General features: G+C 61.8%; 27 protein-coding genes and 2 tRNA genes. 18 read left to right on the forward strand and 11 right to left on the reverse strand.

Annotated elements, in window-relative coordinates:
* The first annotated feature begins 411 nt into the window (after nucleotides 1–411).
* Both ACI48D_RS04885 and ACI48D_RS04890 read left to right on the forward strand, forming a co-directional pair.
* Nucleotides 412–555, forward strand: coding sequence for a hypothetical protein (locus tag ACI48D_RS04885; RefSeq protein WP_435570087.1), 144 nt, complete (start codon nucleotides 412–414; stop codon nucleotides 553–555).
* Nucleotides 556–685: 130 nt separating this feature from the next.
* Nucleotides 686–1,432, forward strand: coding sequence for a hypothetical protein (locus ACI48D_RS04890; RefSeq protein ID WP_435570088.1), 747 nt, complete (start codon nucleotides 686–688; stop codon nucleotides 1,430–1,432).
* An 83-nt stretch (nucleotides 1,433–1,515) separates the two neighbouring features.
* Here the strand turns inward: ACI48D_RS04890 and ACI48D_RS04895 are convergent, their stop codons facing one another.
* The 3 genes from ACI48D_RS04895 to ACI48D_RS04905 form a co-directional block, all read right to left on the reverse strand.
* Nucleotides 1,516–2,091: an arsenate reductase ArsC gene (locus ACI48D_RS04895; RefSeq protein ID WP_435570089.1), complete on the reverse strand. Its 576-nt coding sequence runs from the start codon at nucleotides 2,089–2,091 to the stop codon at nucleotides 1,516–1,518.
* Between the two features lie 250 nt (nucleotides 2,092–2,341).
* Nucleotides 2,342–2,432: transfer RNA gene (locus ACI48D_RS04900), tRNA-Ser, on the reverse strand.
* Between the two features lie 76 nt (nucleotides 2,433–2,508).
* Complete coding sequence (locus tag ACI48D_RS04905; RefSeq protein WP_435570090.1) at nucleotides 2,509–2,829, reverse strand: helix-turn-helix domain-containing protein; 321 nt, start codon at nucleotides 2,827–2,829, stop codon at nucleotides 2,509–2,511.
* An 84-nt stretch (nucleotides 2,830–2,913) separates the two neighbouring features.
* On the opposite strand from ACI48D_RS04905, the gene ACI48D_RS04910 reads away from it, so the two are divergent.
* The 3 genes from ACI48D_RS04910 to ACI48D_RS04920 all read left to right on the forward strand — a co-directional run bounded on the left by ACI48D_RS04910 (nucleotide 2,914) and on the right by ACI48D_RS04920 (nucleotide 6,505).
* A complete protein-coding gene (locus tag ACI48D_RS04910; protein WP_435570091.1) occupies nucleotides 2,914–3,279 on the forward strand; it encodes a VOC family protein in 366 nt (121 codons plus the stop codon).
* 185 nt (nucleotides 3,280–3,464) lie between these two features.
* A complete protein-coding gene (locus tag ACI48D_RS04915; RefSeq protein WP_435570092.1) occupies nucleotides 3,465–6,197 on the forward strand; it encodes a polysaccharide deacetylase family protein in 2,733 nt (910 codons plus the stop codon).
* A 41-nt stretch (nucleotides 6,198–6,238) separates the two neighbouring features.
* Complete coding sequence (locus ACI48D_RS04920; RefSeq protein ID WP_435570093.1) at nucleotides 6,239–6,505, forward strand: KTSC domain-containing protein; 267 nt, start codon at nucleotides 6,239–6,241, stop codon at nucleotides 6,503–6,505.
* Nucleotides 6,506–6,625: 120 nt separating this feature from the next.
* Here ACI48D_RS04920 and acs read toward each other — a convergent pair whose 3' ends face one another.
* Complete coding sequence (gene acs, locus ACI48D_RS04925; protein ID WP_435570094.1) at nucleotides 6,626–8,629, reverse strand: acetate--CoA ligase; 2,004 nt, start codon at nucleotides 8,627–8,629, stop codon at nucleotides 6,626–6,628.
* A 295-nt stretch (nucleotides 8,630–8,924) separates the two neighbouring features.
* On the opposite strand from acs, the gene ACI48D_RS04930 reads away from it, so the two are divergent.
* The 4 genes from ACI48D_RS04930 to ACI48D_RS04945 all read left to right on the forward strand — a co-directional run bounded on the left by ACI48D_RS04930 (nucleotide 8,925) and on the right by ACI48D_RS04945 (nucleotide 12,172).
* Nucleotides 8,925–9,476, forward strand: a complete 552-nt coding sequence (locus ACI48D_RS04930) for a YqhA family protein (RefSeq protein WP_435570240.1) — start codon at nucleotides 8,925–8,927, stop codon at nucleotides 9,474–9,476.
* A 16-nt stretch (nucleotides 9,477–9,492) separates the two neighbouring features.
* On the forward strand, nucleotides 9,493–11,025 hold the full coding sequence (locus ACI48D_RS04935; RefSeq protein WP_435570095.1) for a fumarate hydratase: 1,533 nt from the start codon (nucleotides 9,493–9,495) through the stop codon (nucleotides 11,023–11,025).
* A 133-nt stretch (nucleotides 11,026–11,158) separates the two neighbouring features.
* Nucleotides 11,159–12,022 (forward strand): glutamate racemase, encoded by an 864-nt coding sequence (murI, locus tag ACI48D_RS04940; RefSeq protein ID WP_435570096.1) that lies wholly within the window; start codon nucleotides 11,159–11,161, stop codon nucleotides 12,020–12,022.
* A 74-nt stretch (nucleotides 12,023–12,096) separates the two neighbouring features.
* Nucleotides 12,097–12,172, forward strand: a tRNA-His gene (locus ACI48D_RS04945).
* A gap of 263 nt (nucleotides 12,173–12,435) precedes the next feature.
* Here the strand turns inward: ACI48D_RS04945 and ACI48D_RS04950 are convergent.
* From ACI48D_RS04950 to ACI48D_RS04960, 3 genes are all read right to left on the reverse strand, one after another.
* A complete protein-coding gene (locus tag ACI48D_RS04950) occupies nucleotides 12,436–12,930 on the reverse strand; it encodes a T6SS effector amidase Tae4 family protein (protein WP_435570097.1) in 495 nt (164 codons plus the stop codon).
* Nucleotides 12,923–13,321, reverse strand: coding sequence for a Rap1a/Tai family immunity protein (locus ACI48D_RS04955; protein ID WP_435570098.1), 399 nt, complete (start codon nucleotides 13,319–13,321; stop codon nucleotides 12,923–12,925). The genes ACI48D_RS04950 and ACI48D_RS04955 overlap by 8 nt, the downstream gene beginning before the upstream one ends.
* Nucleotides 13,322–13,384: 63 nt before the next feature.
* A complete protein-coding gene (locus ACI48D_RS04960; RefSeq protein WP_435570099.1) occupies nucleotides 13,385–13,585 on the reverse strand; it encodes a hypothetical protein in 201 nt (66 codons plus the stop codon).
* Nucleotides 13,586–14,087: 502 nt separating this feature from the next.
* Here ACI48D_RS04960 and ACI48D_RS04965 point away from each other — a divergent pair.
* The 8 genes from ACI48D_RS04965 (at nucleotide 14,088) to ACI48D_RS05000 (ending at nucleotide 22,311) form a co-directional block, all read left to right on the forward strand.
* Nucleotides 14,088–15,077, forward strand: a complete 990-nt coding sequence (locus tag ACI48D_RS04965; RefSeq protein ID WP_435570100.1) for a chromate resistance protein ChrB domain-containing protein — start codon at nucleotides 14,088–14,090, stop codon at nucleotides 15,075–15,077.
* Nucleotides 15,074–16,255 (forward strand): chromate transporter, encoded by a 1,182-nt coding sequence (locus ACI48D_RS04970; protein ID WP_435570101.1) that lies wholly within the window; start codon nucleotides 15,074–15,076, stop codon nucleotides 16,253–16,255. Before ACI48D_RS04965 ends, ACI48D_RS04970 begins: the two co-directional genes overlap by 4 nt.
* 9 nt (nucleotides 16,256–16,264) lie before the next feature.
* Nucleotides 16,265–17,191, forward strand: coding sequence for a DUF1259 domain-containing protein (locus tag ACI48D_RS04975; protein WP_435570102.1), 927 nt, complete (start codon nucleotides 16,265–16,267; stop codon nucleotides 17,189–17,191).
* 33 nt (nucleotides 17,192–17,224) lie between these two features.
* On the forward strand, nucleotides 17,225–17,956 hold the full coding sequence (locus ACI48D_RS04980) for a hypothetical protein (protein WP_435570103.1): 732 nt from the start codon (nucleotides 17,225–17,227) through the stop codon (nucleotides 17,954–17,956).
* Between the two features lie 22 nt (nucleotides 17,957–17,978).
* Nucleotides 17,979–19,010 carry a YncE family protein gene (locus ACI48D_RS04985; protein WP_435570104.1) on the forward strand — a complete coding sequence of 344 codons (1,032 nt, stop codon included), beginning with the start codon at nucleotides 17,979–17,981 and terminating at the stop codon, nucleotides 19,008–19,010.
* A gap of 14 nt (nucleotides 19,011–19,024) precedes the next feature.
* The gene (locus ACI48D_RS04990; protein ID WP_435570105.1) at nucleotides 19,025–19,882 is read left to right on the forward strand and encodes an MFS transporter; all 858 of its coding nucleotides are present in this window, start codon (nucleotides 19,025–19,027) and stop codon (nucleotides 19,880–19,882) included.
* Nucleotides 19,803–20,279, forward strand: a complete 477-nt coding sequence (locus tag ACI48D_RS04995; RefSeq protein WP_435570106.1) for an MFS transporter — start codon at nucleotides 19,803–19,805, stop codon at nucleotides 20,277–20,279. The genes ACI48D_RS04990 and ACI48D_RS04995 overlap by 80 nt, the downstream gene beginning before the upstream one ends.
* A gap of 622 nt (nucleotides 20,280–20,901) precedes the next feature.
* The gene (locus tag ACI48D_RS05000) at nucleotides 20,902–22,311 is read left to right on the forward strand and encodes a hypothetical protein (protein WP_435570107.1); all 1,410 of its coding nucleotides are present in this window, start codon (nucleotides 20,902–20,904) and stop codon (nucleotides 22,309–22,311) included.
* A gap of 72 nt (nucleotides 22,312–22,383) precedes the next feature.
* On the opposite strand, the gene ACI48D_RS05005 is transcribed toward ACI48D_RS05000, so the two are convergent.
* A complete protein-coding gene (locus ACI48D_RS05005; RefSeq protein ID WP_435570108.1) occupies nucleotides 22,384–22,806 on the reverse strand; it encodes a hypothetical protein in 423 nt (140 codons plus the stop codon).
* 125 nt (nucleotides 22,807–22,931) lie between these two features.
* Nucleotides 22,932–23,306, reverse strand: a complete 375-nt coding sequence (locus ACI48D_RS05010) for a YXWGXW repeat-containing protein (protein WP_435570109.1) — start codon at nucleotides 23,304–23,306, stop codon at nucleotides 22,932–22,934.
* A 237-nt stretch (nucleotides 23,307–23,543) separates the two neighbouring features.
* Here ACI48D_RS05010 and ACI48D_RS05015 point away from each other — a divergent pair, with 237 nt between their 5' ends.
* Nucleotides 23,544–23,684: a hypothetical protein gene (locus tag ACI48D_RS05015; RefSeq protein WP_435570110.1), complete on the forward strand. Its 141-nt coding sequence runs from the start codon at nucleotides 23,544–23,546 to the stop codon at nucleotides 23,682–23,684.
* A gap of 81 nt (nucleotides 23,685–23,765) precedes the next feature.
* On the opposite strand, the gene ACI48D_RS05020 is transcribed toward ACI48D_RS05015, so the two are convergent.
* Both ACI48D_RS05020 and ACI48D_RS05025 read right to left on the reverse strand, forming a co-directional pair.
* Nucleotides 23,766–24,107, reverse strand: a complete 342-nt coding sequence (locus ACI48D_RS05020; RefSeq protein WP_435570111.1) for an energy transducer TonB — start codon at nucleotides 24,105–24,107, stop codon at nucleotides 23,766–23,768.
* A gap of 76 nt (nucleotides 24,108–24,183) precedes the next feature.
* The gene (locus tag ACI48D_RS05025) at nucleotides 24,184–25,986 is read right to left on the reverse strand and encodes a methyl-accepting chemotaxis protein (RefSeq protein ID WP_435570112.1); all 1,803 of its coding nucleotides are present in this window, start codon (nucleotides 25,984–25,986) and stop codon (nucleotides 24,184–24,186) included.
* Nucleotides 25,987–26,034 lie beyond the last annotated feature (48 nt).

A 26,034-nucleotide genomic window follows, 5' to 3' on the forward strand; every position in this document is an offset into this window, starting at 1 on the left:
CGGCGCAGCCGGGGGCGAAGGGTTTTGAATCAGTGAATCAGTGAATCAGTAAATCAGTGAATCAGAGCGTGTCGCTGGCGTGATGTCACGCACGTCCTCCGGCAATTCACCGTTAACGCACCGGCATCGAACGGACCCGGTGGACGGATGCCTTTTCCGTGTGGTGCGGCGACTAATCGTCCGCCGATTTCGCCACCTGAGCAACGCCCATTCAGCGACCGTGTAACGGACGATGAACCGAGGCGGACCAGCTCATTGAGCTGCCCGCGGCAGTCGATTCCGTCGCGATACACACAAGATGCGCAAAGCCGGGCACACCTATTCCGAAATCGCCATCAAGCTCGGCTACCGAAGCCGCTCAGCGCCTTCTTCGCGCCGCGGAGCGGGCTGGGCCACGCTGTCATCGCCCAAGTGACCGACGAGTTGCTGACGCTGGAATTAGAGCGCCTGAGCGCCCTGACGCTGGCGATGTACCACTGTGCGATGACGGGCGACCTGAAGGCTTTACAGGGTTATGTGCTGGTACTGGACGGTGGGCAGCCCTGCTCGGCCTGAGTTCAAGGACGATTTGAGACCGGAAGTCCCTTGCCATTGTTTCAACGCAACTTGTACACTCAAGTACCCCTGAATAAACGTTCGCACATAAACTTTGCTCAATAGGCCCGCCATGCCAAATGGATACAGCATGACCGCAGAACATCGATACATATCAGACGTGCTCCGCTCCCTGTGGCATGAGTATGTTGAACTCAGGAATGATATGGCTACGTTTTCACCGAAGCCTATTGAGGACTACGAGGACGAGTATCAAGCAGCGCGATCAGACCTGATTGCCCGGAATCCTCACCAGCCAGTCGAATCTATGGAGGAGATGGCGCGACAGGGCATTCAGATTGCATACCAGAACCAATTTTCTGAGAAGTTCAGCAACAGGATGTCGAAGCTGTTTGTATCAGTCCTATTTATGAGCCATGCCCTTTGCGAGGCACTCATAAACCAGATCCTGATTCTGCGCTTTCACGACGAAAATATTTCTGAACTGTATGAAGTATGGGAGCGCGCCAAATTCGAGGATAAATGGCTACTTGCACCAAAGTCATTCCTACCAAGTTACAACTTTGATAAAAGCGGGCAAATCTATCAAACGTTGAAAGAGCTAGTTGCACAGAGAAACTTCTATACCCATTACAAGCCAATGATCGAAATAGAAGGCAAAGTCATTTACGGGAAAGAACGCAAACGAAAAACGTTTGAGGAATCGATGCGGTTGATCAACAGCTTCATTAGCCTACCTTATGATCTCTGCATTTTATCTTCGATCTTAATGAAAGATTTCAGCTATCAAATATTGCTCAACCGTGAAGAAATTCCGGTTGCAGAATGGCATCAACGGGAGCTGGACCGAATATCGAAGGAAAACAAACCGCACTGATTCCTTTGGAATTGTTGACCTCGTCAGCCTCGATTCTGAGTCGCTCAGCAGGATGACGGGCGCATGTGGCGCAACCGCGCTGCCTAGGCACTTGCCCCCGCAGTTAAGGCCTTCGTTTCGTTGATTGATGGGCTTGTCCCCAGCCGCACCGTGTCCTCTTGCCCCGCCTTCATAGAGGCCGAAAGCGCCGCTTGAGTACCGATACCTTGATCGAGCAAGCATTCCTCACAAAAACCGCGTATCGCGCGTTCTACGGCGTCGCAGGTATAAGCGAAGGCCGCTTGGATGTCCTGATCGCTGCCTTGGGCAACACTTGGCTCAGGTATATCCCATATCGCTACTTTTTGCGTGGCCGACCATTCCCACGTCTGCGCCGAAGCTGCTTTTCGGCAAAGAAAAATGACGTGATCAATTGATTGACCTTGGCCGCTGAGGAAGATGCTAAGTGGTTTACTGGACAATCCGTCCGTTGGGTATCCGCGCCGCCCCAGTTCGCGCAATGCCAAAGAGTTTACGGTACCCGTCGGGCGCAGGCCGGCGCTATGGGCGTTTATATAGCCTGCCCCCGAGGCGCGCAGAATAGCCTCAGCCATGATGCTGCGATCAGCGTTGCTGGAACAAATGAAAAGTACTTCGCGCGGGGCGGAGTGAGGAAACATACAAACTCGGCAAGAAAAGTGCGGGCGCAATCCCGCTTAAGGTAATTTTAAAACCTTTGCTTTTTTGCACGTATAAGTATGAATCCAGCATTGCTGTAGGAAAAATCTTACAACTTTCCAAGAATTTTTCTTGCTTGAGAGCAGCGATGCGCGCGAGCTTAAGCCTACTCGGCTATAAGCTCTGAAACATGGGTAGAAGTGTGGGTAGAAACCAGGAAGTGCCCTGAAACCCGCATGAATACTAGTGTCTTGGCGGAGAGAGGGGGATTCGAACCCCCGATAGGCTATGAACCTATACACGCTTTCCAGGCGTGCGACTTAAACCACTCATCCATCTCTCCTGATGGTGCTCGTATTGCTACGAAGCCGCCTATTATAACAAGGATTCCCAGCAGTACAAGAGCAAGCGTTCAAGCGTCACGCGGCGACCTCCAGCCGCCGCCTCCACGGCCTCAGCACATGGCGCACCGGATTCACCTGCGAGCCTGTCTCTTCCACGCCGATCAGCCCGCGCCGCTTCAGGTGCCGCAGCGCCACCTGCACCGCCGACTTCGACAGCCCCGTCTTCACCGCGATCGTCTGCAGGCTGGCCGGCACCTGGTCGCGGCCCAGGGCCTGGGCGCTGTGCAGCAGGAACAGGTACACCACGAAGGCGGCCGGGCGGCGGTCGTGGCCGACCAGATCGGGCATGAGGACGTCGAAGACATAGGTGTCGAGCGAGGACTGGCGGGTAGTCATGGATACTATAGTGTTTAAAAGCACACGGATGCCGATGGTGCCACGATAATCACACCCATTACAAGTACAACAGGATGTCCATCCATGATCACCCAACTGAAGTTCGTCAGCATCCCCGTTTCCGACCAGGACCGCGCCCTCGCCTTCTACACCGACAAGCTCGGCTTCGAGATTTCCACCGACCAGCCGATGGGCCCGGGCAAGCGCTGGATCGAGCTGCGCGTGGCGCACTCGAGCACCCGCGTCGTGCTGTTCACGCCGGATGGCCAGGAAGACCGCATCGGCACCTTCTTCAACGGATCCTTTGCCTGCGACAATGTGGAAGCTACCTACCGCCAGCTCAGCGCGCGCGGGGTCGAGTTCAGCGAGCCGCCGACCGTGCAGCCGTGGGGCTCGTTCGCCAAGTTCCGCGATCCGGACGGCAATACCTTCGTGCTGTCCTCGTCGTAAAGAGCCTTGGATCCCCGCCTGCGCGGGGATGACCTTGTTGCCTGCGCGGGGATGACGTTGTTAAGTGACACAGGCCGCCCGCGAGGCGGCTTTTTTCGTCGCGTCCGCCGGTGCTTGCGCTTTTCCGTGTTCCAGACCAGCGGAGTGGTGATACTGTTGCTAGATTAAAACTTTTCACCACCGCCGTGAAACGCAAAGTCCTCTATGTCGTCATCTTCGCCGTCGCGGCCGCCGGTGCCGCCACCGGCAGCTTCGTCGTCTCGCGCAAGCCGGGCGCGCCCGCGTCCCGGGAGGCCGGGCCGGCGATCGACGTCAGCGCCATCTCGGCCGACATGCGCTACATGCTGGACGCCTACCGCAAGGTGATCGTGCTGACGTTCGATGAAGACGGACTGTCGCCGGCCGCCCGGGCGCAGACCCATGAAGTCGGCCAGCAGCTGTTCCACGAGAACCAGGAGCGCATCGGCAAGATCGACGACGCGCTCGTCAAGCTGCTGGCGTCGGGCGATCCGCGCCGCTTCGAGGCGGTCGGCAGCCTGCTCGATTACGTCGAGTCGAACGAGGGCCTGTACGACGCCGACCGCCTGGCCTTCCGCGAACTGATGCAGTCGCTGCTCGGCCAGGTGGCGAAGGATTCGTCGCTGCCGGCGATCAAGCTGCACAAGCGCGTCTCCGAAGACCTCGACGCGCTGGCCGAGATCGAGCGCAACTACGAGAAGGAGATCCATGCGGTGTTCGGACGCTTCGAGTCGCGCTCGATCGCCCTCAAGCGGGAGAAGTGGGACAGCTACGTCGCCTACCTGAAGACGATGTACCAGCGCGACCGCATCCTCAAGGATTACGGCGTGGTCATGCCTTATCCGGCGAGTGAGTCGTCGAAACCGGAACCGGCCGAGCCGATCTCGCCGCCCCAGTCCCGGCAGCCGCAGAAAGAAGAAGACGAGATCTTCGGCAAGGCGCTGCCGAAGAAGACCGTGGTGCTGACCTTCGACGACGGCCCGCACCGCCGCTACAGCGAGGAGATTGCCGCCATCCTCAAGCAGTACGATGCGCCGGCCGTGTTCTTCAGCGTCGGCCGCAACCTCGGCTCGCTCGATGCGAACGGCGCAGCCCACCTCGGCGCCGGCGCGGAGGTCAGCCGCAAGCTGAAGGCGGCCGGCTACGTGCTGGCGAATCACAGCCTGACGCACGCGCAGTTGTCGAAGCAGAGCGGCGATGGCCTGAAGGCCGAGATCCTCGGCACCGATGCCCTGCTCCGCGCCGTCGACCCGCAACGCTCGGCCCTGTTCCGCTTCCCCTACGGCGCGCGCAACAAGGAAGGCATGCACATGCTGGCCGATGCGCACCTGAAGTCGGTGATGTGGAATATCGATTCGCTCGACTGGGCCGACCCGGTGCCGTCCTCGATCGCGGAGCGGGTGCTGCGTTCGGTCGACAAGGAAGGCCGCGGCATCATCCTGTTCCACGACATCCACGAGCGTACCGTGAAGGCGCTGCCGCTGGTGCTGGAAAAGCTGGCGGCCGAGGGTTACCAGTTCGCCGGTTGGGATGGCAGCACCTTCAAGGCGGCCGACGCTCCGGTCGGCGGCTCGGCCACTCCCGTTCCCGTGGCGCGCGCGGCTGCCACCGGGTATGCCAACTCGTGGGCGATCCTCGTCGGTATCGATGAGTACAAGAAGTGGCCGCGCCTGCAATACGCCGTGCGCGACGCCGAGGGCGTGGGACAGCTTCTGGTGCAAAAGTTCGGCTTTTCGCCCGAACGCGTGATCACGCTGAAGAACGAACAGGCGACGCGCGCCGGCATCCTGGGCGCGTTCCACGATTTGCTGGAGCGCGGCAAGAATGCGGGCGGCCTGCAGCCGAACGACCGCGTCTTCGTGTTCTTTGCCGGGCATGGCGCAACGCGCAAGCTCAGCTCGGGCCGCGACCTCGGCTACATCGTTCCCTCCGACGCCGACCCGGACAACCTGGCCCTCGACGGGATCCCGATGACGGAAATCCAGAACATCGCCGAGAGCCTGCCGGCCAAGCACGAGCTGTTCGTGATGGACGCCTGCTACAGCGGCCTGGGGCTGACGCGCGGCGGCGCCAACGCGGCCTTCCTGCGCGAGAACGGGCGCCGTCTGGGCCGCCAGATGCTGACCGCCGGCGGCGGCGACCAGCTGGTCTCGGACGGCGGCCCGAACGGCCACTCCATCTTCACCTGGACCCTGCTGCAGGGCCTGGGCGGCAAGGCCGACCTGAACGGCGACGGCCTGATCACGGCAACCGAGCTGGCCGCCTATGTGGCGCCGGCGGTATCCAGCGTGTCGAAGCAGACCCCGGCCTTCGGCAGCCTGCCGGGCTCGGAGGGCGGCGACTTCGTGTTCGAACTGCCGGAAGAGACCGAGTTCCTGAATACGAACACGGCCCAGCTGTCGAACGATGCGATCGCGCTGAACACGAAGCTGGACGCGAAAAGCCGGTCGCATGCGACGGGCGCTCCCCTGACCGTGGTGGTGAAGGACCTGCAGGGCGGCACGGCAACCATCAAGGCACCTGCCGCGGTGCCGGTATCGCGCCGCCAGCAGGCCCAGCGCGCCAACGACCACGGCCTCCAGCTCTACAAGGAGAAGCAGTACGTCCAGGCCGAGACCCAGTTCACAGAGGCCTTGAAACTGCGGCCGAATTTTGCGCTGGCGGCCAACAACCTCGGCTTCGTGTTCTACAAGCAGGACAAGTTCGCCGAGGCGGCGCGCTGGTTCGAGAATGCGATCAGGATGGATCCGTCGCGGGCGATCGCCTACATGAACCTGGGCGATGCGTATGCGCGGGCCGGCCAGGCGGACAAGGCCAGGACCGCCTACAAGACCTACCTGGAGCTGGCGCCGGGCGGGAGTGGCGCCGGGTATGCTAGGCAGCAGCTGGAGAAGCTTTGATACCGTCGCGGGAACGATGTTTAAGGGTAACGATTATGGACATGAAAAAGATCAACGCCGGCAAACTCCGCGCCATCGGCTACGACCCCAGGGAACGCATCCTGCGGGTCGAATTCGACGACGGCAGCGCCATCGACTACTCCGGCGTCGGCAGCGAGACCTGGCGGCGCTTCTCGACCTCGAGCGCGGCCTGGAGTTTTTATCGCGACAATATCGAGGAAGAGTTCGCGGGCAAGCGCGGGCGCGCGGCGGTCGCCAGCAAGCGGGCCGAGCTCGATGCGCTGTTCAAGCAGCCCGGCGAGGAATAAAAAACGCCGCAGCGTTTGCACGATGCGGCGTCAACTCTGCTGTTAATGGGTGTGCGTGGGCTCGGGGAGCCCACCCTACATGACTCGGTAGGGTGGGCACCCCGTGCCCACGCCGACGTTTTACGCCGATTCCTTCAGTTGCTCCAGGATCGCCGGATTCTCCAGCGTCGACACGTCCTGGGTGATGGCCTCACCCTTGGCCAGCACGCGCAGCAGGCGGCGCATGATCTTGCCGCTTCGCGTCTTCGGCAGGTTGTCGCCGAAGCGGATTTCCTTCGGCTTGGCGATCGGACCGATCTCCTTGCCGACCCAGTTGCGCAGCTCGGCCGCCAGTGCCTTGGCTTCGTCGCCGGTCGGGCGCGCCTGCTTCAGCACCACGAAGGCGCACACGGCTTCGCCGGTGGTTTCGTCCGGTTTGCCGACCACGGCGGCTTCCGCCACCATGTCGTGCGCCACCAGGGCCGATTCGATTTCCATCGTGCCCATGCGGTGGCCCGAGACGTTCAGGACGTCGTCGATGCGGCCGGTGATGGTGAAGTAGCCGGTGTCCTTGTTGCGGATCGCGCCGTCGCCGGCCAGGTAATACTTGCCGCCCAGTTCGTCCGGATAGTAGGCGCTGCGGAAGCGGTCCGGGTTGTTCCAGATGGTGCGGATCATCGACGGCCACGGACGCTTCACGACCAGGATGCCGCCCTGCCCGTTCGGCACGTCGGCGCCGGCTTCGTCGACGATGGCGGCCATGATGCCCGGCAACGGCAAGGTGCAGGAACCCGGCACCATCGGGGTCGCGCCCGGCAGCGGGGTGATCATGTGGCCGCCGGTCTCGGTCTGCCAGAAGGTGTCGACGATCGGGCAGCGCTCGTTGCCGACGTTCCTGTAGTACCACATCCAGGCTTCCGGATTGATCGGCTCGCCCACCGTGCCCAGCAGTCGCAGGCTGGACAGATCGAAGCTCTTCGGATGCAGCTTCTCGTCGGCGTTCGACATCTTGATCAGCGAACGGATCGCGGTCGGCGCCGTGTAGAAGATCGAGACCTTGTGCTTGGCGATGGTTTCCCAGAAACGGCCGGCGTTCGGGTAGGTCGGCACGCCTTCGAAGACGATCTGCGTGGCGCCGACCGCGGTCGGGCCGTAGCAGATGTAGGTGTGGCCGGTGACCCAGCCGATGTCGGCCGTGCACCAGTAGACGTCGTCCGGCTTGATGTCGAAGGTCCACTTCATCGTCAGCGCGGCCCACAGCAGGAAGCCGCCAGTGCTGTGCTGGACGCCCTTCGGCGTGCCGGTCGAGCCGGAGGTATAGAGGATGAACAGCGGGTGTTCGGCGTCGACCCACTCCGGCTCGCACTCGGCCGGCTGATTGTCCACCAGGTCGTGCAGCCACAGGTCGCGGCCTTCCTGGAAGTTGATGTTGCCGCCGGTACGCTTGTAGACGATCACGTCACGGATGGTGTCGCAGCCGCCCATCGCCATCGCTTCGTCGACGATGGCCTTCAGCGGCAACGCTTTGCCGCCGCGCATCTGCTCGTCGGCGGTGATGATGGCCACCGCGCCGGCGTCGATGACGCGTTCCTGCAAGGACTTCGCCGAGAAGCCGCCGAACACGACCGAGTGGGTGGCGCCGATGCGGGCGCAGGCCTGCATCGCGGCCACGCCTTCGATCGACATCGACATGTAGATGACGACGCGGTCGCCCTTCTTGATGCCGCGCGACTTCAGGCCGTTGGCGAATTTGCAGACGCGCTCATGCAGTTCGCGGTAGGTGGCGCGGGTGACCTGGCCGTCGTCGGCCTCGAAGATGATCGCGGTCTTGTCCGCGTTGCCGTTCGTGAGGTTGCGGTCGAGGCAGTTGTACGATGCGTTCAGTTGTCCATCTGCAAACCACTTGTAGAACGGCGCGTTCGATTCGTCCAGGGTCTGGGTGAACGGCTTCTGCCAGTCGATGTTCTCGCGGGCTAATCTAGCCCAGAAGCCCTCGTAGTCGCTCGCAGCTTCGTCGCACAGCTTGCGGTATGCGTCCATACCGGAGATGCTTGCCTTGGCGACGAATTCGGCAGGCGGGTTGAACACGCGATGCTCGTGCAATGCACCCTGCTCCAGGTCCTGATTGGTCTCGTTCTCAGCCATACTAGTCTCCATAGTAGTTTTCTTTGCCACATACCATATGCGTGCTCGCTTACTGAGCCCTTACAGACCAGCCTCTGCCGTAGCAGCACGGCGGCGCGCCTTCCGGCATCCCGAGATTATTCTACCAACCTTTCCGGAACATCGAAGGGCAAGCCAGCTATCCGTTCCGGGTGTAGAATGTTGAGCTGTCTTGACCACGGCCGTACACTGGCCTTCAACGCAGATGCCCGATTTGCAATCCTACGCGCCGCAATCTTCTTCCGCGGCACGCAAGCGCAGCGCCCTCGCCAACTTCATGTTTGCCAGCCGCTGGCTGCAGCTGCCGCTCTACCTTGGCCTGATCCTGGCGCAGTGCGTCTACGTATTCCACTTCTGGGTCGAGCTGAAGGACCTGGTGCTGGCCGCGATGGGCAACGCGGACGCTCTGCAGCACATCTTCCAGGCCGTCGCCGTGCCGGGCGCGCCGCTGCCCGAGAAGCTGAACGAAACGACGATCATGCTGGTCGTGCTGGGCCTGATCGACGTGGTCATGATCTCGAACCTCCTGATCATGGTGATCGTCGGCGGCTACGAGACCTTCGTCTCGCGCATGTACCTCGAGGACCATCCGGACCAGCCTGAATGGCTGTCGCACGTGAATGCGTCGGTACTGAAGACCAAGCTGGCGATGGCGATCATCGGCATCTCCTCGATCCACCTGCTGAAGACCTTCATCAACGCAAACGCCTACGACCCGAAGGTACTGATTTCGCAAACCAGCATCCACGTCGTGTTCCTGTTGTCGGCAATGGCGATCGCCTACACCGACCACATCATGACCAACACCGCAAGCAACACCAAACACTAACCTGAACGAGAACGAAATGACTGTCATCAAACAGGACGACCTGATCGAATCGGTCGCCGCCGCACTCCAGTACATCAGCTACTACCACCCTGCCGACTACATCCAGCACCTGGCGCGCGCGTACGAGGCCGAGCAGAGCCCGGCCGCCAAGGACGCGATCGCCCAGATCCTGACCAACTCGCGCATGTGCGCCGAGGGCAAGCGCCCGATCTGCCAGGACACCGGCATCGTCAACGTGTTCCTGAAAATCGGCATGGGCGTGCGCTTCGAAGGTTTCAGCGGTTCCGTCACCGACGCCGTCAACGAAGGCGTGCGCCGCGCGTACAACTTCGCCGACAACAAGCTGCGCGCCTCGATCGTCGCCGACCCGCACTTCGAGCGCAAGAACACCAAGGACAACACCCCGGCCGTGGTCCACATGGAACTGGTCGAGGGCGACACCGTCGACGTCAAGGTTGCAGCGAAGGGCGGCGGCTCGGAGAACAAGACCAAGTTCGTGATGCTGAACCCGTCCGACTCGCTGGTCGACTGGGTGCTGAAGACCGTGCCGCTGATGGGCGCCGGCTGGTGCCCGCCGGGCATGCTGGGCATCGGTATCGGCGGCTCGGCCGAGAAGGCGATGCTGATGGCGAAAGAGTCGCTGATGGAAGACATCGACATGTACGAACTGAAGCAGCGCGGCCCCTCGAACAAGGTGGAAGAGCTGCGCATCGAACTGTGCGACAAGATCAACGCGCTGGGCATCGGCGCCCAGGGCCTGGGCGGCCTGACCACCGTGCTGGACGTGAAGATCAACATGTACCCGACCCACGCGGCCTCGAAGCCGGTGGCGATGATCCCGAACTGCGCCGCCACCCGCCACGCCCACTTCGTGCTGGACGGCTCCGGCCCGGCCTACATCGAACCGCCGGCGCTGTCGACCTGGCCGGACGTGAACTGGACCCCGGACACCCAGAAGTCGAAGAGCGTCAACCTCGACACCCTGACCAAGGAAGAAGTGGCAGCATGGCAGCCGGGCCAGACCCTGCTCCTGAACGGCAAGATGCTGACCGGCCGCGACGCCGCCCACAAGCGCATCCAGGACATGCTGGCCAAGGGCGAGCAGCTGCCGGTGGACTTCACCAACCGCGTGATCTACTACGTCGGCCCGGTTGATCCGGTGCGCGACGAAGTGGTCGGCCCGGCAGGCCCGACGACCGCGACCCGCATGGACAAGTTCACCGACATGATGCTCGAGCAGACCGGCCTGATCGCGATGATCGGCAAGGCCGAGCGCGGCCCGGCCGCCATCGAAGCGATCAAGAACCACAAGTCGGCCTACCTGATGGCGGTTGGCGGTTCGGCCTACCTGGTCTCCAAGGCAATCAAGTCGGCCAAGGTGGTCGGCTTTGAAGACCTGGGCATGGAAGCGATCTACGAGTTCGAAGTGAAGGACATGCCGGTGACCGTCGCCGTGGACTCCACCGGCACCTCGGTGCACCAGACCGGTCCGAAGGAATGGTCGGCGAAGATCGAGTCGCTGAAGGGTATTCCGGTCAACGTCGCCTGATAGCGTATAGAGCGTAGGGTGGGCACCACGTGCCCACGCGCGCATACCACCAGCACGAAGCCGCCCCGGCCCAGCCGCGGCGGCTTTTTTATCGGCCTTGCAGAGCTTCCGGCTGACGCGCTACCATGGCTGCATGAATCTGCCCTTCCCGCTCCACGACGCCCCGGTCGGCATCTTCGACTCCGGCGTCGGTGGACTCTCCGTCCTGCGCCACGTCCGCGCCCAGCTTCCGCACGAACACCTGATCTACGTGGCCGACACCGGCTTCGCCCCCTACGGCGACAAGCCCGAGGAAGTGGTGACCGAACGTTCGCTCGCCATCGCCCGCTTCCTCGTCGCGAAAGGAGCAAAGGCGCTGGTCGTGGCCTGCAACACGGCGACCGTGGCGGCGGTGAAGCTGCTGCGCGCGCGTTTTCCGGAGATGCCCATCGTCGGCGTCGAACCCGGCCTGAAGCCGGCCGCGGTGGCGAGCAGGAATGGCAAGGTCGGCGTGCTGGCCACCGAGCGCACCCTGGCCGGCGCCAAGTTCCTGCAGCTGCGCGACCAGGTCGCGGAAACCACCGGCGCGCACTTCCTGCTGCAGCCCTGCCAGGGCCTGGCCGACCAGATCGAATTCGGCGAACTCGATTCGCAGCAGACCTTCACCATGCTGAGGCGCTACATCGCCCCGCTGCTGGCGCAGGGCGCCGACACCCTGGTGCTGGGCTGCACCCACTACCCGCTGGTGCAGGCCTCGATCGAACGGGTGATCGCCGACGAAGGCTTCCATGACGTGGCGCTGATCGATACCGGCGAAGCGGTCGCGCGCCAGCTGGGCCGCCTGCTGGACGCCGGCGGCCTGCTGCGTCCTGTCGAGACAAAGACGCCGGCGCGTTTGGAAGCCTATACGAGCGCCAGCGCCACCGCCCTGTCGGCGGCGTTCAACAGCCTGATCGGCATCGATCCGAAGGTAGCTGAGACCAGCTTCGAGCTGCCGCGCACTGCTGGGCACATTTAGATTTGCCAGATAGGGAAGGTGCCGCTATAATCTCGTTCTGTCTCGGCAACAACGAGATAGCAAGCAAGACAGTGGTGGCTGTAGCTCAGTTGGTAGAGTCCAGGATTGTGATTCCTGTTGTCGTGGGTTCGAGTCCCATCAGCCACCCCAAGAATTCAAGCACTTAGCCCAGTCTTCGGACTGGGCTTTTTGTTTTTTGGAATCTGACCCGGATCGGACGTACTGGGCCGTTCTCCGTCGACGCCCATACCCGCATTGTCTGCGTTTTACGCCCAAGGTGATAAGCGGCGGTTGCGGTGTCTACGTACGTACGCCGCTCTAGCTCCAACGGAACGAAATTCTCCACTTGCGACGTTGTGTCGCTATGTGTGTCCTGCAGAAGAACGGTCTAATGCCGCAATTCCTCCTGGCCGCTACTGCAGCGGCCAGAACCACACTTCCTGCGCTGAAAAATAACAGGTACCCATGCACTTCAGCCCGCCGGCCGTCGCTGGCTCAACCAGGTCGATGTACCCCTGGGGATCCCAAGATCCGTTCAGGCGGAAAAATGACACAATTCTACGCCGTGAGCCGATCTTGCGGCTGGCCTCGTAGCCGCTGGGGTAGACCTCCGGCGGACCTAGCCTCTTCTGCAGGAAATCGGATAGTCGCTGCTGGCTTTGCTCGATCCGCTTCCCTTTGAACTTACCCGCTTTCACCGTCATATGTCCCGGGAACGGTTGAATGCCGGCACCGAGCAAGGCCAAGCTGACTCGCACAGCGCAGGTGTTCTGCATGTACATGTTCTCGACGTATTCCGAGTGACCGATGCTTCGGTATAGCGCTGCGGCGTCCATCCCGCCGTCGCTGGGAGTCCTGGGCTTCTTGGGATAGTGGGCAGCCAAGACCGCATAGATCGGCTTACCCATGGCAGCACCCATCCGGCGGGCACGGCCATTGGTCCTGCCAGGCCTCGGTCACAAGTTCGGCAGCGTTCCGCTTAAGCTGCGCTGGCGCGAGCGCACCCAAGGCGGCCCGCACTTTCGCCTGGAGGTCGACGGGACGCGGCTTGGCCAGAGCCTTTCCGTTCGGGCCAGCGTGGCACCAGTCCTTGTGCTCGGTCGCATCGTAGACCCCTCGGATATAGTCTTCTGCCGCCATCGCCTCAGCAGGCTTGCTGAGCTTCTGCAGCAGCTGCGCACCTGTCATCCAAGGCGCCTCGGCAGGAATCGGCTGCAGCGGTCGGTGGTCGTCGTCCGCGCGCACTGGCGCGACCGATACCAACGGCAACACCAGAAATAAGGCCAGGCTTCTTCGCATATGTCCTCCTGTTGTGGATGAGGACACATTGCCAGTGTTGGGTTTACAGCAACCTATCGGCTGTCAACTGGTGCCCGGCGGCAGATCAACGGTGCGGGCACGCCGCCGGTCGGGCTCAGCCAGCACGCGGCACGTGAGCGCGAAGCCGGCGCCGCGCTGCTCCGGGAAGGCAGTCCCAGCCCGGGTGCCGAGTTCGATCTCGATGCCCAGTGCGTAATCAGGATCGATGGCAAGCGTTGTATTAGGGCGGTCGGTCGTGGTCATCTCGCCATGGTGCCGCGTGTCGTCGGCCTGTTTACCGTGCTGGCGGGCGTTCTCTTACCGGCATGATCATTGATCGGGCTTGTCCTTATCCGCTCCGTATGGGCGTAGCGGATTGCGCAGCGCGGCAATGACCAGTACTACGACGAACACTGCGGTGATGGCGTCGAGAGAATCCACGAAACGCTCCTCGGCAGGTGGCCTGCCCTTTCTTATTTTAGATAGATCTGGTCGAACCGTGCGCCATCGGCCAAATCTTTTTTCTGTATCTGCTGTCAGTCGCCGAACACTTCCCTGACGTCGAACTTATCGGGATTCTGTTTCGCGGCGAGCAAGGCTTCGCCTTCCCAAGCGCCAGCCCTGCCACGGTAAGGATGGTAGAGGAGTCGGAAACGTGAACGAATGAAAACGGCAGTGCAAGTATATTTTTTGCTTTAAGAGAAAGATATATACGCTTATATCTACAAAATATGTAGATGTTGTTACACACTGCTATCATTGTCGAATGACTATGACATCGAAAAAGTGGCTGCTTCTGATCGTCTCCTTGCCCACCAATAGCGCAACGACCCGCATGCGTATCTGGCGGAGCCTGAAGTCGCTCGGCTGCGGCTTGCTACGCGACGGCGCCTACCTGCTCCCGGCGGACGAGGCGCTGCACCGGCAGCTGACGACACTGGGTGACGACACGATGCGCGAAGGAGGAAACGCATGGCTGCTGGACGTCCAATCGTCAAACGCTGAGGAGGAAACGCGCTATCGGGCCTTGTTCGACCGCAGCCAGAGCTATACCGAGCTGACCGGTTTGCTGGCCGAGACCGGCAAGTCCGTCGGCACCTCGACCCCACAGGAAGCTGCCAGGTTGCTGCGCAAACTGCGGCGCGAATACGATGCCTTGCGGTCGATCGATTACTTTCCGAACGAAGCCAGCGCGCGCGCCGAGCAAGCCTGGAAGGAATTCGCTGCGCTGGCCGACGCGGTACTGACTGCCGACGAGCCGTGTGCCATCGCCGCGGCGATCGCGCGGCTCGACATCCGGGATTACCAGGGACGCCTATGGGCAACGCGGCGGCGGCTCTGGGTGGACCGGGTCGCGAGTGCTTGGCTCATCCGCCGTCACATCGACCACGACGCACATTTCGTATGGCTGGACTCCCCGGCCGACTGTCCGCCGGACGCGCTGGGATTCGATTTCGACGGCGCAGCTTTCACCCATGTCGGCGACAAAGTGACATTCGAAGTGCTGCTGGCCAGTTTTAACCTGGACAGAGACAAGGGGCTAGCACGCCTCGGCGCGCTGGTGCATGTCCTGGATATCGGTAACGGCTTTGTTGCCGAAGCCGCCGGTTTTGAAGCCATGCTGGCTGGCCTGCGGCAGCGTGCGCGCGACGACAACGAACTTCTCGAACAGGCAGGATCGATCCTCGATGCGCTGTACGCCCATTTTTCATCCACCCCGGCATCTCCGCTCTCTGCAGGAGAAAAAGCAGCATGAACACAAGCGCAGGCGACAGCATCGAACCCCGCTACACCTTGTGGCAAATGGTGCGGTACATGCTGCGCCTGGGCACCCTGGGCTTCGGCGGACCGGTCGCCTTGGTCGGCTACATGCGGCGCGACCTGGTCGACGAGCGCGGCTGGATTTCCGAAGCCGATTACAAGGAAGGACTGGCCTTGGCCCAGCTTGCGCCCGGACCGCTGGCCGCCCAACTCGGCATCTACATGGGCTACGTGCACTACCGCATCCTCGGCGCGACGCTGGCGGGCCTCGCCTTCGTGCTGCCCTCCTTCCTGATGGTCGTGGCGCTCGGCTGGGCCTATGTGCGTTTTGGCGGCATCTCATGGATGCAGGCGGTGTTCTACGGCGTCGGCGCCGCGGTCACGGGCATCATCGCGATGAGTTCGAAGAAGCTGACCGAGAAGACGCTCGGCAGGGACAAGCTGCTGTGGGCCGTCTACCTGACCCTGGCGGCGGTCACGATCGTTACCGAATCCGAAGTGGCGTGGTTACTCATCGCTGGAGGCGTGCTGGTCTGGCTGCTGCGCGCGCCGCCGCAGTGGGCCCGCAGGGGCACGCTCCGCGCGGTATCGGTGGCGGAGCTGCCATTGGCGGCAAGCCTGTTCGGCACGGCGGACACGTCCCAGCTGACGCAGATCGCGGTCTTCTTCGCCAAGGCCGGCGCGTTCGTATTCGGTTCAGGCCTGGCGATCGTTCCTTTCCTGTACGGCGGCGTGGTGACGGAACACCACTGGCTCACCGAAAAGCAGTTCGTCGATGCGGTGGCGGTCGCGATGATCACACCGGGGCCGGTAGTGATCACTGTCGGCTTCATCGGTTACCTGATCGCCGGCTTGCCAGGCGCGACAGTCGCGGCACTCGCGACTTTCATTCCCTGCTATCTGTTCACCATCATTCCAGCGCCGTATTTCAAGCGCTACGGCAAGTTGCCCGGTGTGGTCGCCTTCGTCGACGGCATTACCGCCGCAGCGGTCGGTGCGATTACCGGCTCGGTTGTCGTGCTGGCAAAGCGCTCGATCACCGATCTGCCGTCCCTTATGCTGGCAGTGGTCACGATCGCCGTGCTGTGGCGTTTCAAGAAGCTGCAGGAACCGGTCGTCATCGCCGCCGCGGCAGCGGCTGGCCTGATCCTTTACCCACTCATGCATTCGTAAGGAGGACCCATGTTCAAGACTAGCATCCTTGGCGCCGCATTGATTCTCGTGGCGCCTGCCGTGCTTGCGCAAGCCGCCACATTCGATCCCGCTCCCATTGCACAGGCGACGGGCATGAAACCCAGCTACAACGCCAAGGAGAACGTCTACAAGCTCACCAAGCCGCGGCAGGGCATGGCGGCCGTCGACGGCTGGAAGCTGCCGCCTTTCCTCGGGACCACCTCTTACGCAGGCTTTACCCCGACCGGCCAACCGGGGGAAGTGATGGTCATGGGCGACAACGTCCTGTACGAGGACGAGGTCGGGCCGGCAATCGACGCCGCCCTGGAGAACGGACTCGAGGTGACTGCGCTTCACAACCACTTCTTTTTCGAACAACCTCGCCTGTATTTCATGCATGTCGGCGGGATGGGAGATGCCGGCGCGATGGCGGCCGCGGTCAAGAAAGTGTTCGACGCGCCGGAACGGGTCCGGACCGCCCACAGCACGCCGGCCACGGCCTATCCGCTCGCGCGCGTCCCGGCCGAGAGCCGCATCACCGCCGCACCGCTGGATGCGATTTTCGGAAAGAAGGGTGAAGCCAACAACGGCATGTACAAGGTGAGCTTCGGGCGGTCCGTGAAAATGCATGGGTTGACGATGGGAGACGCGATGGGCGTGAATACCTGGGCGGGTTTCGCCGGCAACGACCAGCAGGCTGTCGTCGATGGCGATTTCGCCGTGCTCGAGAGCGAACTGCAGGCCGTGCTCAAGTCGCTCAGGAGCGCCAGGATCAATATCGTCGCGATCCACCAGCACATGACGGGCGAGGAACCAAGACTCATGTTCCTGCATTACTGGGGTCAGGGAAAAGCCCAGGAGCTGGCAAAAACGGTACGGGCGGCGATCAGGCTCACCGCGACCAGGCCCGATAACGAACCGGCCAGGCAGCAGTAAGGTCCAGGCCATCGACGGCGCGGCCGCGCATTCATGGGCTCGATGAAGCATTTTCTGCTGGTGTCAGCCTTGATGGTCGGCTGCATGCCTCAGGCGAAGGCCCTGCGCCCTTTCGACGGGACCGATGCGGCAGTCACCGACAAAGGAAAGCTGGAGTTCGAGCTCGGCTACCTGGGACTGCTGCGCGATGGGGAAACAAAATATTTGTCTGTCCCCGCACTGGTCATGAACGCGGGCCTGTCGTCAGGCAGTGAACTGGTGCTCGAAGGACGCTTGCGCACCCGCGTTGGCGGCATTTCAGGCGCGTCGGGCTCCGCACTCGAAGATGCGGCTATATCGCTGAAGCACGTATATCGAGAAGGTATTTTGCAGGGCGAAAAGGGACTGAGCATCGCAAGCGAATGCGGGCTCTTGGTGCCAACGCAGGCTGGAGAGCGAGCCGGCATGGTGTGCGCCGGAATCGTATCGCAGCGCCTGTCGAAAGCGACGATTCATGTGAACGCCACCCTCGCCAGAAGCAGGGAGCGTCAGTGGGAACGATTATTCGGGCTAATCGTCGAGGGGCCACGTTATGGCAGACTGGAACCGGTGTTCGAGGGGCTGGTCGGCGCCACGTCAGGGGGCGTCAGGATGCATTCGCTGCTTGTGGGCGTTATCACATCGATGGCCGATAACCTGACGTTCGACGTCGGATTGCGTACTGGGCGCGACGGTGTCGCTCGTGTTGCCGAGCTTCGGGCAGGCCTGACGTGGAGCCCGCCCTAACCTTGAGAAAGCGGAGGGCGTGATGGCCAATGTTTACTCTTTCGCGCGGCGGCTGGTGCCGACGATCGGCGCGGTACTCATGCTGACCCATGCGCCGCAGCCCGGTACGGCGGCACTCCCAACTCAGCGCCCCTTGCTACAGCAGGTTGGCGATTATCCCCTGCCGGGACACACGACCCGGTGGGACTACATGGCGATCGATCCGGACCATGCGAAGCTGGTATTGGCTCATCTCGGTGACAGTACCGTCGTGGTGGTCGACAGCCACACCAAGTCGGTGCTAGGACAGGTCAAGGCCAGGCAGGTGCACGGTGTGCTTGCTGTGCCTGAGCTGGGGCGCATCTATGCGACGGCAACTGGGAATGAAGAGCTGCTCGTCATCGATGAAGCGGACCTTTCACTCCTCGCGCGCGTGCCCGTGGGCCGTTATCCGGACGGTCTCACATACGCGGGGTCGGCGGGCAAGGTCTATGTCTCGGACAAAGAGGGCAACACGGAAAGCGTGATCGACGTCCGCACCGACAAGCGTATCGCGACGATTGAGTTGGGTGGTACGGTCGGCAACTCGCAGTACGACCAGATCAGCGGCCATGTTTTCATCAACGTCGAGGGAACAAGTGAACTGGTCGAAGTGGACCCCGCGACGGACCGAGTCGTTTCTCGAACGCGCCTGCCAAACGCCGAAGGGAATCATGGCCTGCTGATCGAGCCAACACTGCGGCTGGCTTTTGTCGCATGCGAGGGCAACGACAAGCTGATAGTGCTCGACTTGCGCAACCGGCGCGTGACGGCTCGATTCGATGTAGCGGGTGAACCCGATGTGCTGGCCTACGATGCCGAACTTGGCATCCTGTACGTGGCCACCGAGTCGGGACCTGTCCACCTGTTTCGTGTCCGGGCGGGCGCGGTTGACAAGATGGGCGAAGTGCGGGTGGGACCGAACGCGCATACGGTTGCGGTCGATCCAGTCTCGCACGAGGTATATTTTCCGCTGCGCCAGGCCGGCGGGCGGCCCGTGCTGCGGGTGATGCGTCCCGTCACTCAGGGAGCGTGACCATGTGGCCGGGCATGAGCAAGCCACCGCCTGCCGGGCCCGCGCGCGACCTGTCATCGTCAATCCGCTCCCGCCTGTTATGGGTGCGCGGACTGCGCGCCCTTGCCGACGGGTTTGTCAGTCTGCTGCTGCCGATTTATCTGGGCCTGCTTGGCATGTCGCCACTGCAGGTGGGCGTGATCGTAACAGGCACACTGCTCGGTTCAGGCGTGTTGACGGTAGGGGTGGGGCTGCGCGCGTATCATTACGATTACAGAGCACTTTTGCTACTGGCGGCGGCGTTGATGGCCGGGACCGGGCTCGGTTTCGCACTTCTTTCCGATTTCTGGCCCTTGCTCGCGGTCGCCTTCGTCGGCACGCTCAATCCGTCCGGTGGCGATGTCAGCGTATTCCTGCCCCTTGAGCACGCGGTGCTTGCGCAACTTGCCGACGAGCGCGGCCGTACTGCGGTGTTTGCACGATACAGCCTGGTCGGCACGCTGGTGGCCTCGGTGGGGACCTTGCTGGCGGCGCTGCCCGACTTGCTCGCCGCCGCCGCACAAATCCAGTTGAAAACCGCGCTGCAGGCGATGTTCGCGCTGTACGCTGTGGCCGGCGGCGTTTCGGCCTTGATCTACCGCGGCCTGCCGACGCAGCGAGTGGTAAGCGGGCCGCCGACCGAGGCTCCACTCAAGGAGTCAAAACGGCTGGTCTTGACGCTCGCTGCACTGTTCAGCCTGGATGCGTTTGGGGGCGGATTCGTCGTGCAGTCACTGCTTGCGCTATGGCTGTTCCAAAAACCAGCTTTCCACCTTGGCCGCGGGAACGATTTTCTTCTGGACGGGTGTCCTATCCGCGCTTTCGTACCTGGTGGCGGTGAAGATGTCGGATAGATTCGGGCTGCTGAACACGATGGTGTTTACCCACATGCCGTCGAGCCTTCTGCTGATCGCCATTCCGTTCATGCCCACGCTTGGCTGGGCGGTCAGTCTCCTGTGCGCCAGGGCCGCCTTGTCGCAAATGGACGTGCCAACCCGCAGTTCCTACGTGATGGCCATCGTGCCGCCAGCGGAACGGCCGGCAGCGGCCAGCATCACGTCCGTGCCACGCAGCCTTGCAGCAGCCATCAGCCCGGTGATCAGTGGTTACCTGCTGAGCCTTTCGAGCTTCGGTTGGCCCCTGCTCGCCGCGGGACTGTCGAAAATCATCTACGACATAATGCTTTACCTCAAGTTTAGGAATATTCGGCCGCCGGAAGAGCGTCCAGGCGAACTGGCGCAGATTGCGTGAACGAATCCGCTCCAAGCCATGCCGGCCATAGAAACGCATCGTCAATCATCATGGCGGAAAGGCGCGGCAAGCCGCGGGCGGCGTAGACAAAGTCAGGATTGTGATTTCTATTGTCGTGGGTTCCAGTCCCATCAGCCACCCCACGGAATTCGATAAAAAGCTTGGTTCGCAAGACCGGGCTTTTTGTTTTTCGGTGGCCGTTCTGGTCAACATTCCGATGCACTCATACAACAATTTCGATCTCAAGGAATTTTGCCGGAAATTTTTCTCTTGATTGTTCGATATTGAGATCTCCTGTCACCGATTTTTATGTTGCATTGAATTAATACGCCGAAAACGCTTCCGCCGGATCTTCCGGAGGACATCTCCATTCGAAGAGAATGTGTATGAGTTGTCCAAGTTGATGAAAAACCATGCATTTCTTCAATGAATTTATTGTAAGTTGATGATTTGTTGACTAATTTTTACTGTTGGCAAATCCATATTTGTAGTTACAAATAGTTACAAATTGCATGTCGCAAAGCCCTTAAGCTTCGAATTTCCAACAGGAATACCTGCGAACAAGAAATTCGATAAAAGGAAAGACATGCAACAACATTGCAATATCAAGGCCAGCAAGTTGATGCCTGCCCTGCTGGTTTCCCTCATGGCTGCCGGCACTGCCTCGGCAGCGACGCTGTCGGTCGGGCCCGGCATGGCCTATGCTGCACCCTGCGCTGCTTTCGCTGCAGCCAACGATGGCGACATCATCGAGATCCAGGGGAACAATACGTATAGCGGCGACGTGTGCGGCATTTACCGCAACAATCTGATCATTCGCGGCGTGAACGGCCGTCCGAAGATCAATGCCAATGGCGCCAACGCCATGGGCAAGGGGACGTGGGTTGTCGACGGCAACAACGTGACCGTCGACAACGTCGAGATGTTTGGTGCGAAGGTGGCTGACCGCAACGGCGCCGCCCTTCGCCTCGAAGGCACTCACTTCACGCTGCGGAATGCTTTTATTCACGATAACGAGAACGGCATCCTCAGCAATCCCAACACTGCCAGCGATATCGTGATCGAGTACAGTGAGTTCGGCCACAACGGCTATGGCGACGGTCAGTCGCATAACCTGTACATCGGCAACGTCAAGAGCCTGAGCTTCCGCTACAACTTCTCGCATGACGCCAATGTCGGCCATAACCTAAAGTCGCGTGCGATCACCAACACGATCGTCTATAACCGCTTCTCGAGCCTGGCTTCCGGCGAGACCGGCAGCACCGCTGCCGGTCAGCCGAGCTACGAGATCGACCTGCCGAACGCCGGTACTTCCTACGTGATCGGCAACGTGATCGAGCAGCCTGCGTTCAACCAGAATCCGAACCTGCTTGCCTACGGCGAGGAAGGCGCCAGCAACCCAGGTCAGGACCTGTACGTCGTCAACAATACCTTCCTGAACGACTACAGCTCGGGCGGCACCTTCGTGATGGTCGGCTCCGGTGTGACAACTCCGGTCCTGCTGCAGAACAATATCTTCGGTGGCATCGGCACGATGAGCAACCAGGCCAATGCCATCGACAAGACCAACTACCGGGCGGCGGCACCAGGCTTTGTCAATCGCGCTGCCTACGACCTGCATCCGACCGCGAACGCGCTGGTGATCGACGCCGGTTCGGCGCCGGGCAATTCGGCTACGGGCGTGCCGCTGACCCCGGTTGCGCAATACAAGCACATCGCTTCGGGTGAAGCCCGCAGCGTGTCCGGCAACCTCGACATCGGCGCGTACGAAGCGCTGTCGACGACGACTGCTCCGTCACCGGCTCCAGCACCGACCCCGGCGCCAACGCCGGTCACTTGGACCACCTGCGCCAGCGAAGGCGGCAAATGCTCCTTCAGCGGCACCCGCCAGGTCCGCTACGGTGCCGGCACCAGCTTTATCGTCAAGACCTTTACCCGTTCGGTCGCTTGTACCAGCAAAGCGTTTGGCGGCGACCCGCTGGTGGGCGCGGCCAAGTCTTGCAGCTACTCGAGCGTAAGCGTGACAAAGTAAACCGGCACAGTGCCGCCTGACAGGAAGGCCGCGAAGCTCGCGGCCTTTTTTCATGAATTTGACCCGCCCGTTTCAGCGGCACCGAAACTCCAGCGCCCCCAGCATCAGCGCATCCCTGCGCACCGGCCGCTTGGCGATACAACGCGCTGCGCTACGCGGGTCGAACCGCACGACCCGGGAAATTCCCATATACATGCAGTCGACCTGGTAGCTCATGGCACGCGGCCCCTTCTTGAGGTCCCACGACTGGAACAGCGTGCCTCCCAGCTGCCACTCCTTGTCGGGCGCTCCTTCCGGCAAGGCTTTGCTGCCGAAGCGGCTACCAGGCAGGTAGGCGGACATCCGCACGCGGTCCAGTCGCGCGTGTCCGGCCTTCCACTCGGGCGGCGCATTGGCCGGGCATTCCAGGACGGCGGCACCGGCGATGTTCCAGGCCAGCAGTAGCAATGGCGGCAGCGCGGCGGCAAAAAAACTTCTTCCTGGAACGCAGGGCATGGCAGTGTCCGGATGTGGTCGGACTATCCATGCTACATACCGCTCAGGCGGGCTATTTGCGTGCCCTCACCTGCAAAAACAAAAAGCCAGTCACGCGGACTGGCTTTTTGCGTCAGCAAGACGGATTACGAACGGTTCGGATTGTTCGGATGGTCATCCAGGCGGTTCGGTACGCCGTCACCGTCGCGGTCGCCGCGGCGCCAGCCGCCACGTTCCAGCTGCCAGCCGTTGTCGCCCTGGCGCCATTCCGGACGGCGGTAGGTGTAACCCTTGCGAACTTTCTCGTAATGGCCCTTGACCCACACGTAGCGGTGGCCGTTCCAGTTCCAGTAGCCCGGCGCCCATTCGTAGCCGCGGCGTGCATGGGGCACGACTTCGTGGCGCGGCGCCGGCGGCGCGGTACGGACAACCAGCACGTCACCTTTCGCGAAGGCCTGCGCCGGCACGAAGGCGGCGGTGCTGATCAGGGCTGCGGCAGCGGCACAGAGGATTCGTTTCATGATGCTTCTCCTTTCGGTTGGTGTGATTCCACTATAGCGATCTGGACCGCGGCGAAGTGGTTTTGATGCAAGTGCTTACAACCGAAACAAGACGCCACAGATGTGTAACAGAAAGCATTCGTGTTGCGCCACGTTAAGGACTGTCGCCGATCAACCCTTCTTCCGGTTGTGCTTGTTCCGCTAGGGCCGAAGCCGTACCGTCGAATCACCCAGCCCGCTCCCGACCGGAGTCCTGTCATGAAACTGCGCATCAAGTCCCTGCTCTGCATCCTTTTCTTGCCCGTGCTGGCCGTCAGCGCCGGGACCTCGCTGCAGTCCGCCGGCAGCGGTCCGCTGGACTACGTGTTCAAGCGTGGACTGGTGCGTCCGCAGCCGTAAATAAAGCTGCAAACGGAAGCTGCAAAACGACAAACCGGCCACGCGGGCCGGTTGTTCGTCATTCAGGCAGGAAGAAGGAGATCAGTCCAGCTTCCAGGCGTAGTCGACCTTGGTCCAGGTCTGGGCCGGAGCGCCGTCCTTGGTGCCCGGCTTGAACTTGCATGCCGACAGACCTTTCAGGGCCGCCTTGTCCAGGCCTTTGAAGCCGCTCGACTTCTCCAGTTTCGAATCCGCCACCGAACCGTCCGCGTTGATCTGGAAGGACATCGAGGTCACGCCCTGCTCTTCGTTCATCAGCGAGGCCTTCGGGTATTCGACCTTGCACTTCGACGGGTCAAAGCTGGCCGGGGTTTCGGCAGCGGCGGCGAAACCGGTGGCGAACAGGGCAGCGAACAGGCCGACGGCGAATTTCTTATTGGACATTTTTATTTCCCCTAAATAACAAAGTTTTTTTTAAATCGCCGGTGCGCTCACCGGCCGTTCGACGAGCCGTCCTGGCTCAGAATTCTTCCCAGTCGTCACTGGCGGCGGCTGCGGCGACCTTCTTCGAGGTCGACGACGCGCTGTCCGATGCCGGCGCCTGCTCGTCCGCAGCCTTGGCCTTGCGGGCGGCCGCAGGCTTCTTCAGCTGCGGAGGTGCCGCTTGCGGAGCTGCCGCTGGCGGACGGGCCGGGCGGGCAACGACGGCGCGGGTCGCCACGGCGGTCGAGACCGGCGCTTCGGCCGCGGCTTCCTCGCCTTCGGCCAGCTTGAAGATGCTGACTACGCGCTGCAGCTCGGCTGCCTGGTCCTGCAGGCTCTGGAAGGCGGCGGCAGCCTCCTCGACCAGGGCGGCGTTCTGCTGGGTCATGCCGTCCATCTCGATGATCGACAGGTTGACCTGCTCGATGCCGGCACTCTGCTCGGCGCTGGCGGCGGCGATGTCGCTCATGATGTCGGTCACGCGCTTGACGCTGTCGACGACTTCTTCCATCGTCACGCCGGCCTGGCCGACCAGCTTCGAACCGCGGCCGATCTTCTCGACGGAATCACCGATCAGGGTCTTGATCTCTTTCGCTGCCGCAGCCGAACGCTGGGCCAGGTTGCGCACTTCCGACGCCACGACCGCGAAGCCGCGGCCCTGCTCGCCGGCACGGGCCGCTTCGACGGCGGCGTTCAGCGCCAGGATATTGGTCTGGAAGGCGATACCGTCGATCACGCCGATGATGTCGGCGATCTTGCTGGCGGAGCTGTTGATCTCGCCCATCGTGCCGACCACCTGCGACACCACTTCGCCGCCCTTGCGCGCCACGTTCGACGCGGTGGCGGCGAGCTGGTTGGCTTCACGGGCGTTGTCGGCGTTCTGCTTCACGGTCGAGGTCAGCTCTTCCATGGCCGAAGCGGTCTTCTCCAGCGAGCTGGCCTGCAGTTCGGTACGCGAGGACAGGTCGACGTTGCCGGCGGCGATTTCACGCGATGCAGTGGTGATGGTGTGGGTGCCGCGACGGACGAGGCTGACGATATCGACCAGGCTGTTGCGCATCTGTTTCATTTCGCTCAGCAGACTGCCACGGTCCGACGACTTGGTGTCGATGGCGATCGACAGGTCACCTTCGGCGATGCTGGTGGCGATCTTCGAGGTGTAGCTTGGCTCACCGCCCAGCTGCTTCAGCAGGCCGCGGGTGATCACGGTGGCGGCGGCCACGCCCATCGCGACGGCCAGCCCCAGCAGGACCAGCATGAAATTACGTGCGCTGACGAACTGGGCTTCCGCGTCGGCCTGGGTTTGGGCGTTCTGCTTGTCTTCCATGGCGCCCAGCTGGTCCAGCGCTTCCAGCCACTTCTTCTGGGCCGGACGGATTTCCTTGACCATCACGCGGGTGGCGTCCATCGCGTTGTTGGCCAGGTAGAGCGCCGATGCCTTGGCAATCGCCGGCATGGCCACGCCTTCCGCGTCCTTGATCTGGTTCAGCAGGGTTTTCTCTTCAGCCGAGGCTTCGAGCGAGAACTTCTCCGCCAGTTTCTGCTGGAAGGCGTCGTACTTGGCGGTCTGTTCCTTGAAACGGTTCAGCTCCGGTTCCATGTCGGCCGGGTCGGTCATCAGGGTCAGGGTGCGCAGCGAAGTGACGCGCTCGCTCACGTTGTTGCGCATGTCGATGACCAGGCGGGTCACGACATTGTTCACGCTGACGACGTGGTCGAGGCGGTTCTGGATCTGCGCCATGCGCACCACGCCGACGACGGTCAGGATGACCATCAGCACGAGCACCAGTGCGAAGCCCAGCCCCAGACGTACGCCGACCTTCATATTAGATAAATTCATCGACTCTTCCCTGTCTCTCAAATGATTTTGAATCCGCCCGGAACCTCT

The organism is Massilia sp. LXY-6, from assembly GCF_051233485.1.
Classification (GTDB): domain Bacteria; phylum Pseudomonadota; class Gammaproteobacteria; order Burkholderiales; family Burkholderiaceae_D; genus Telluria.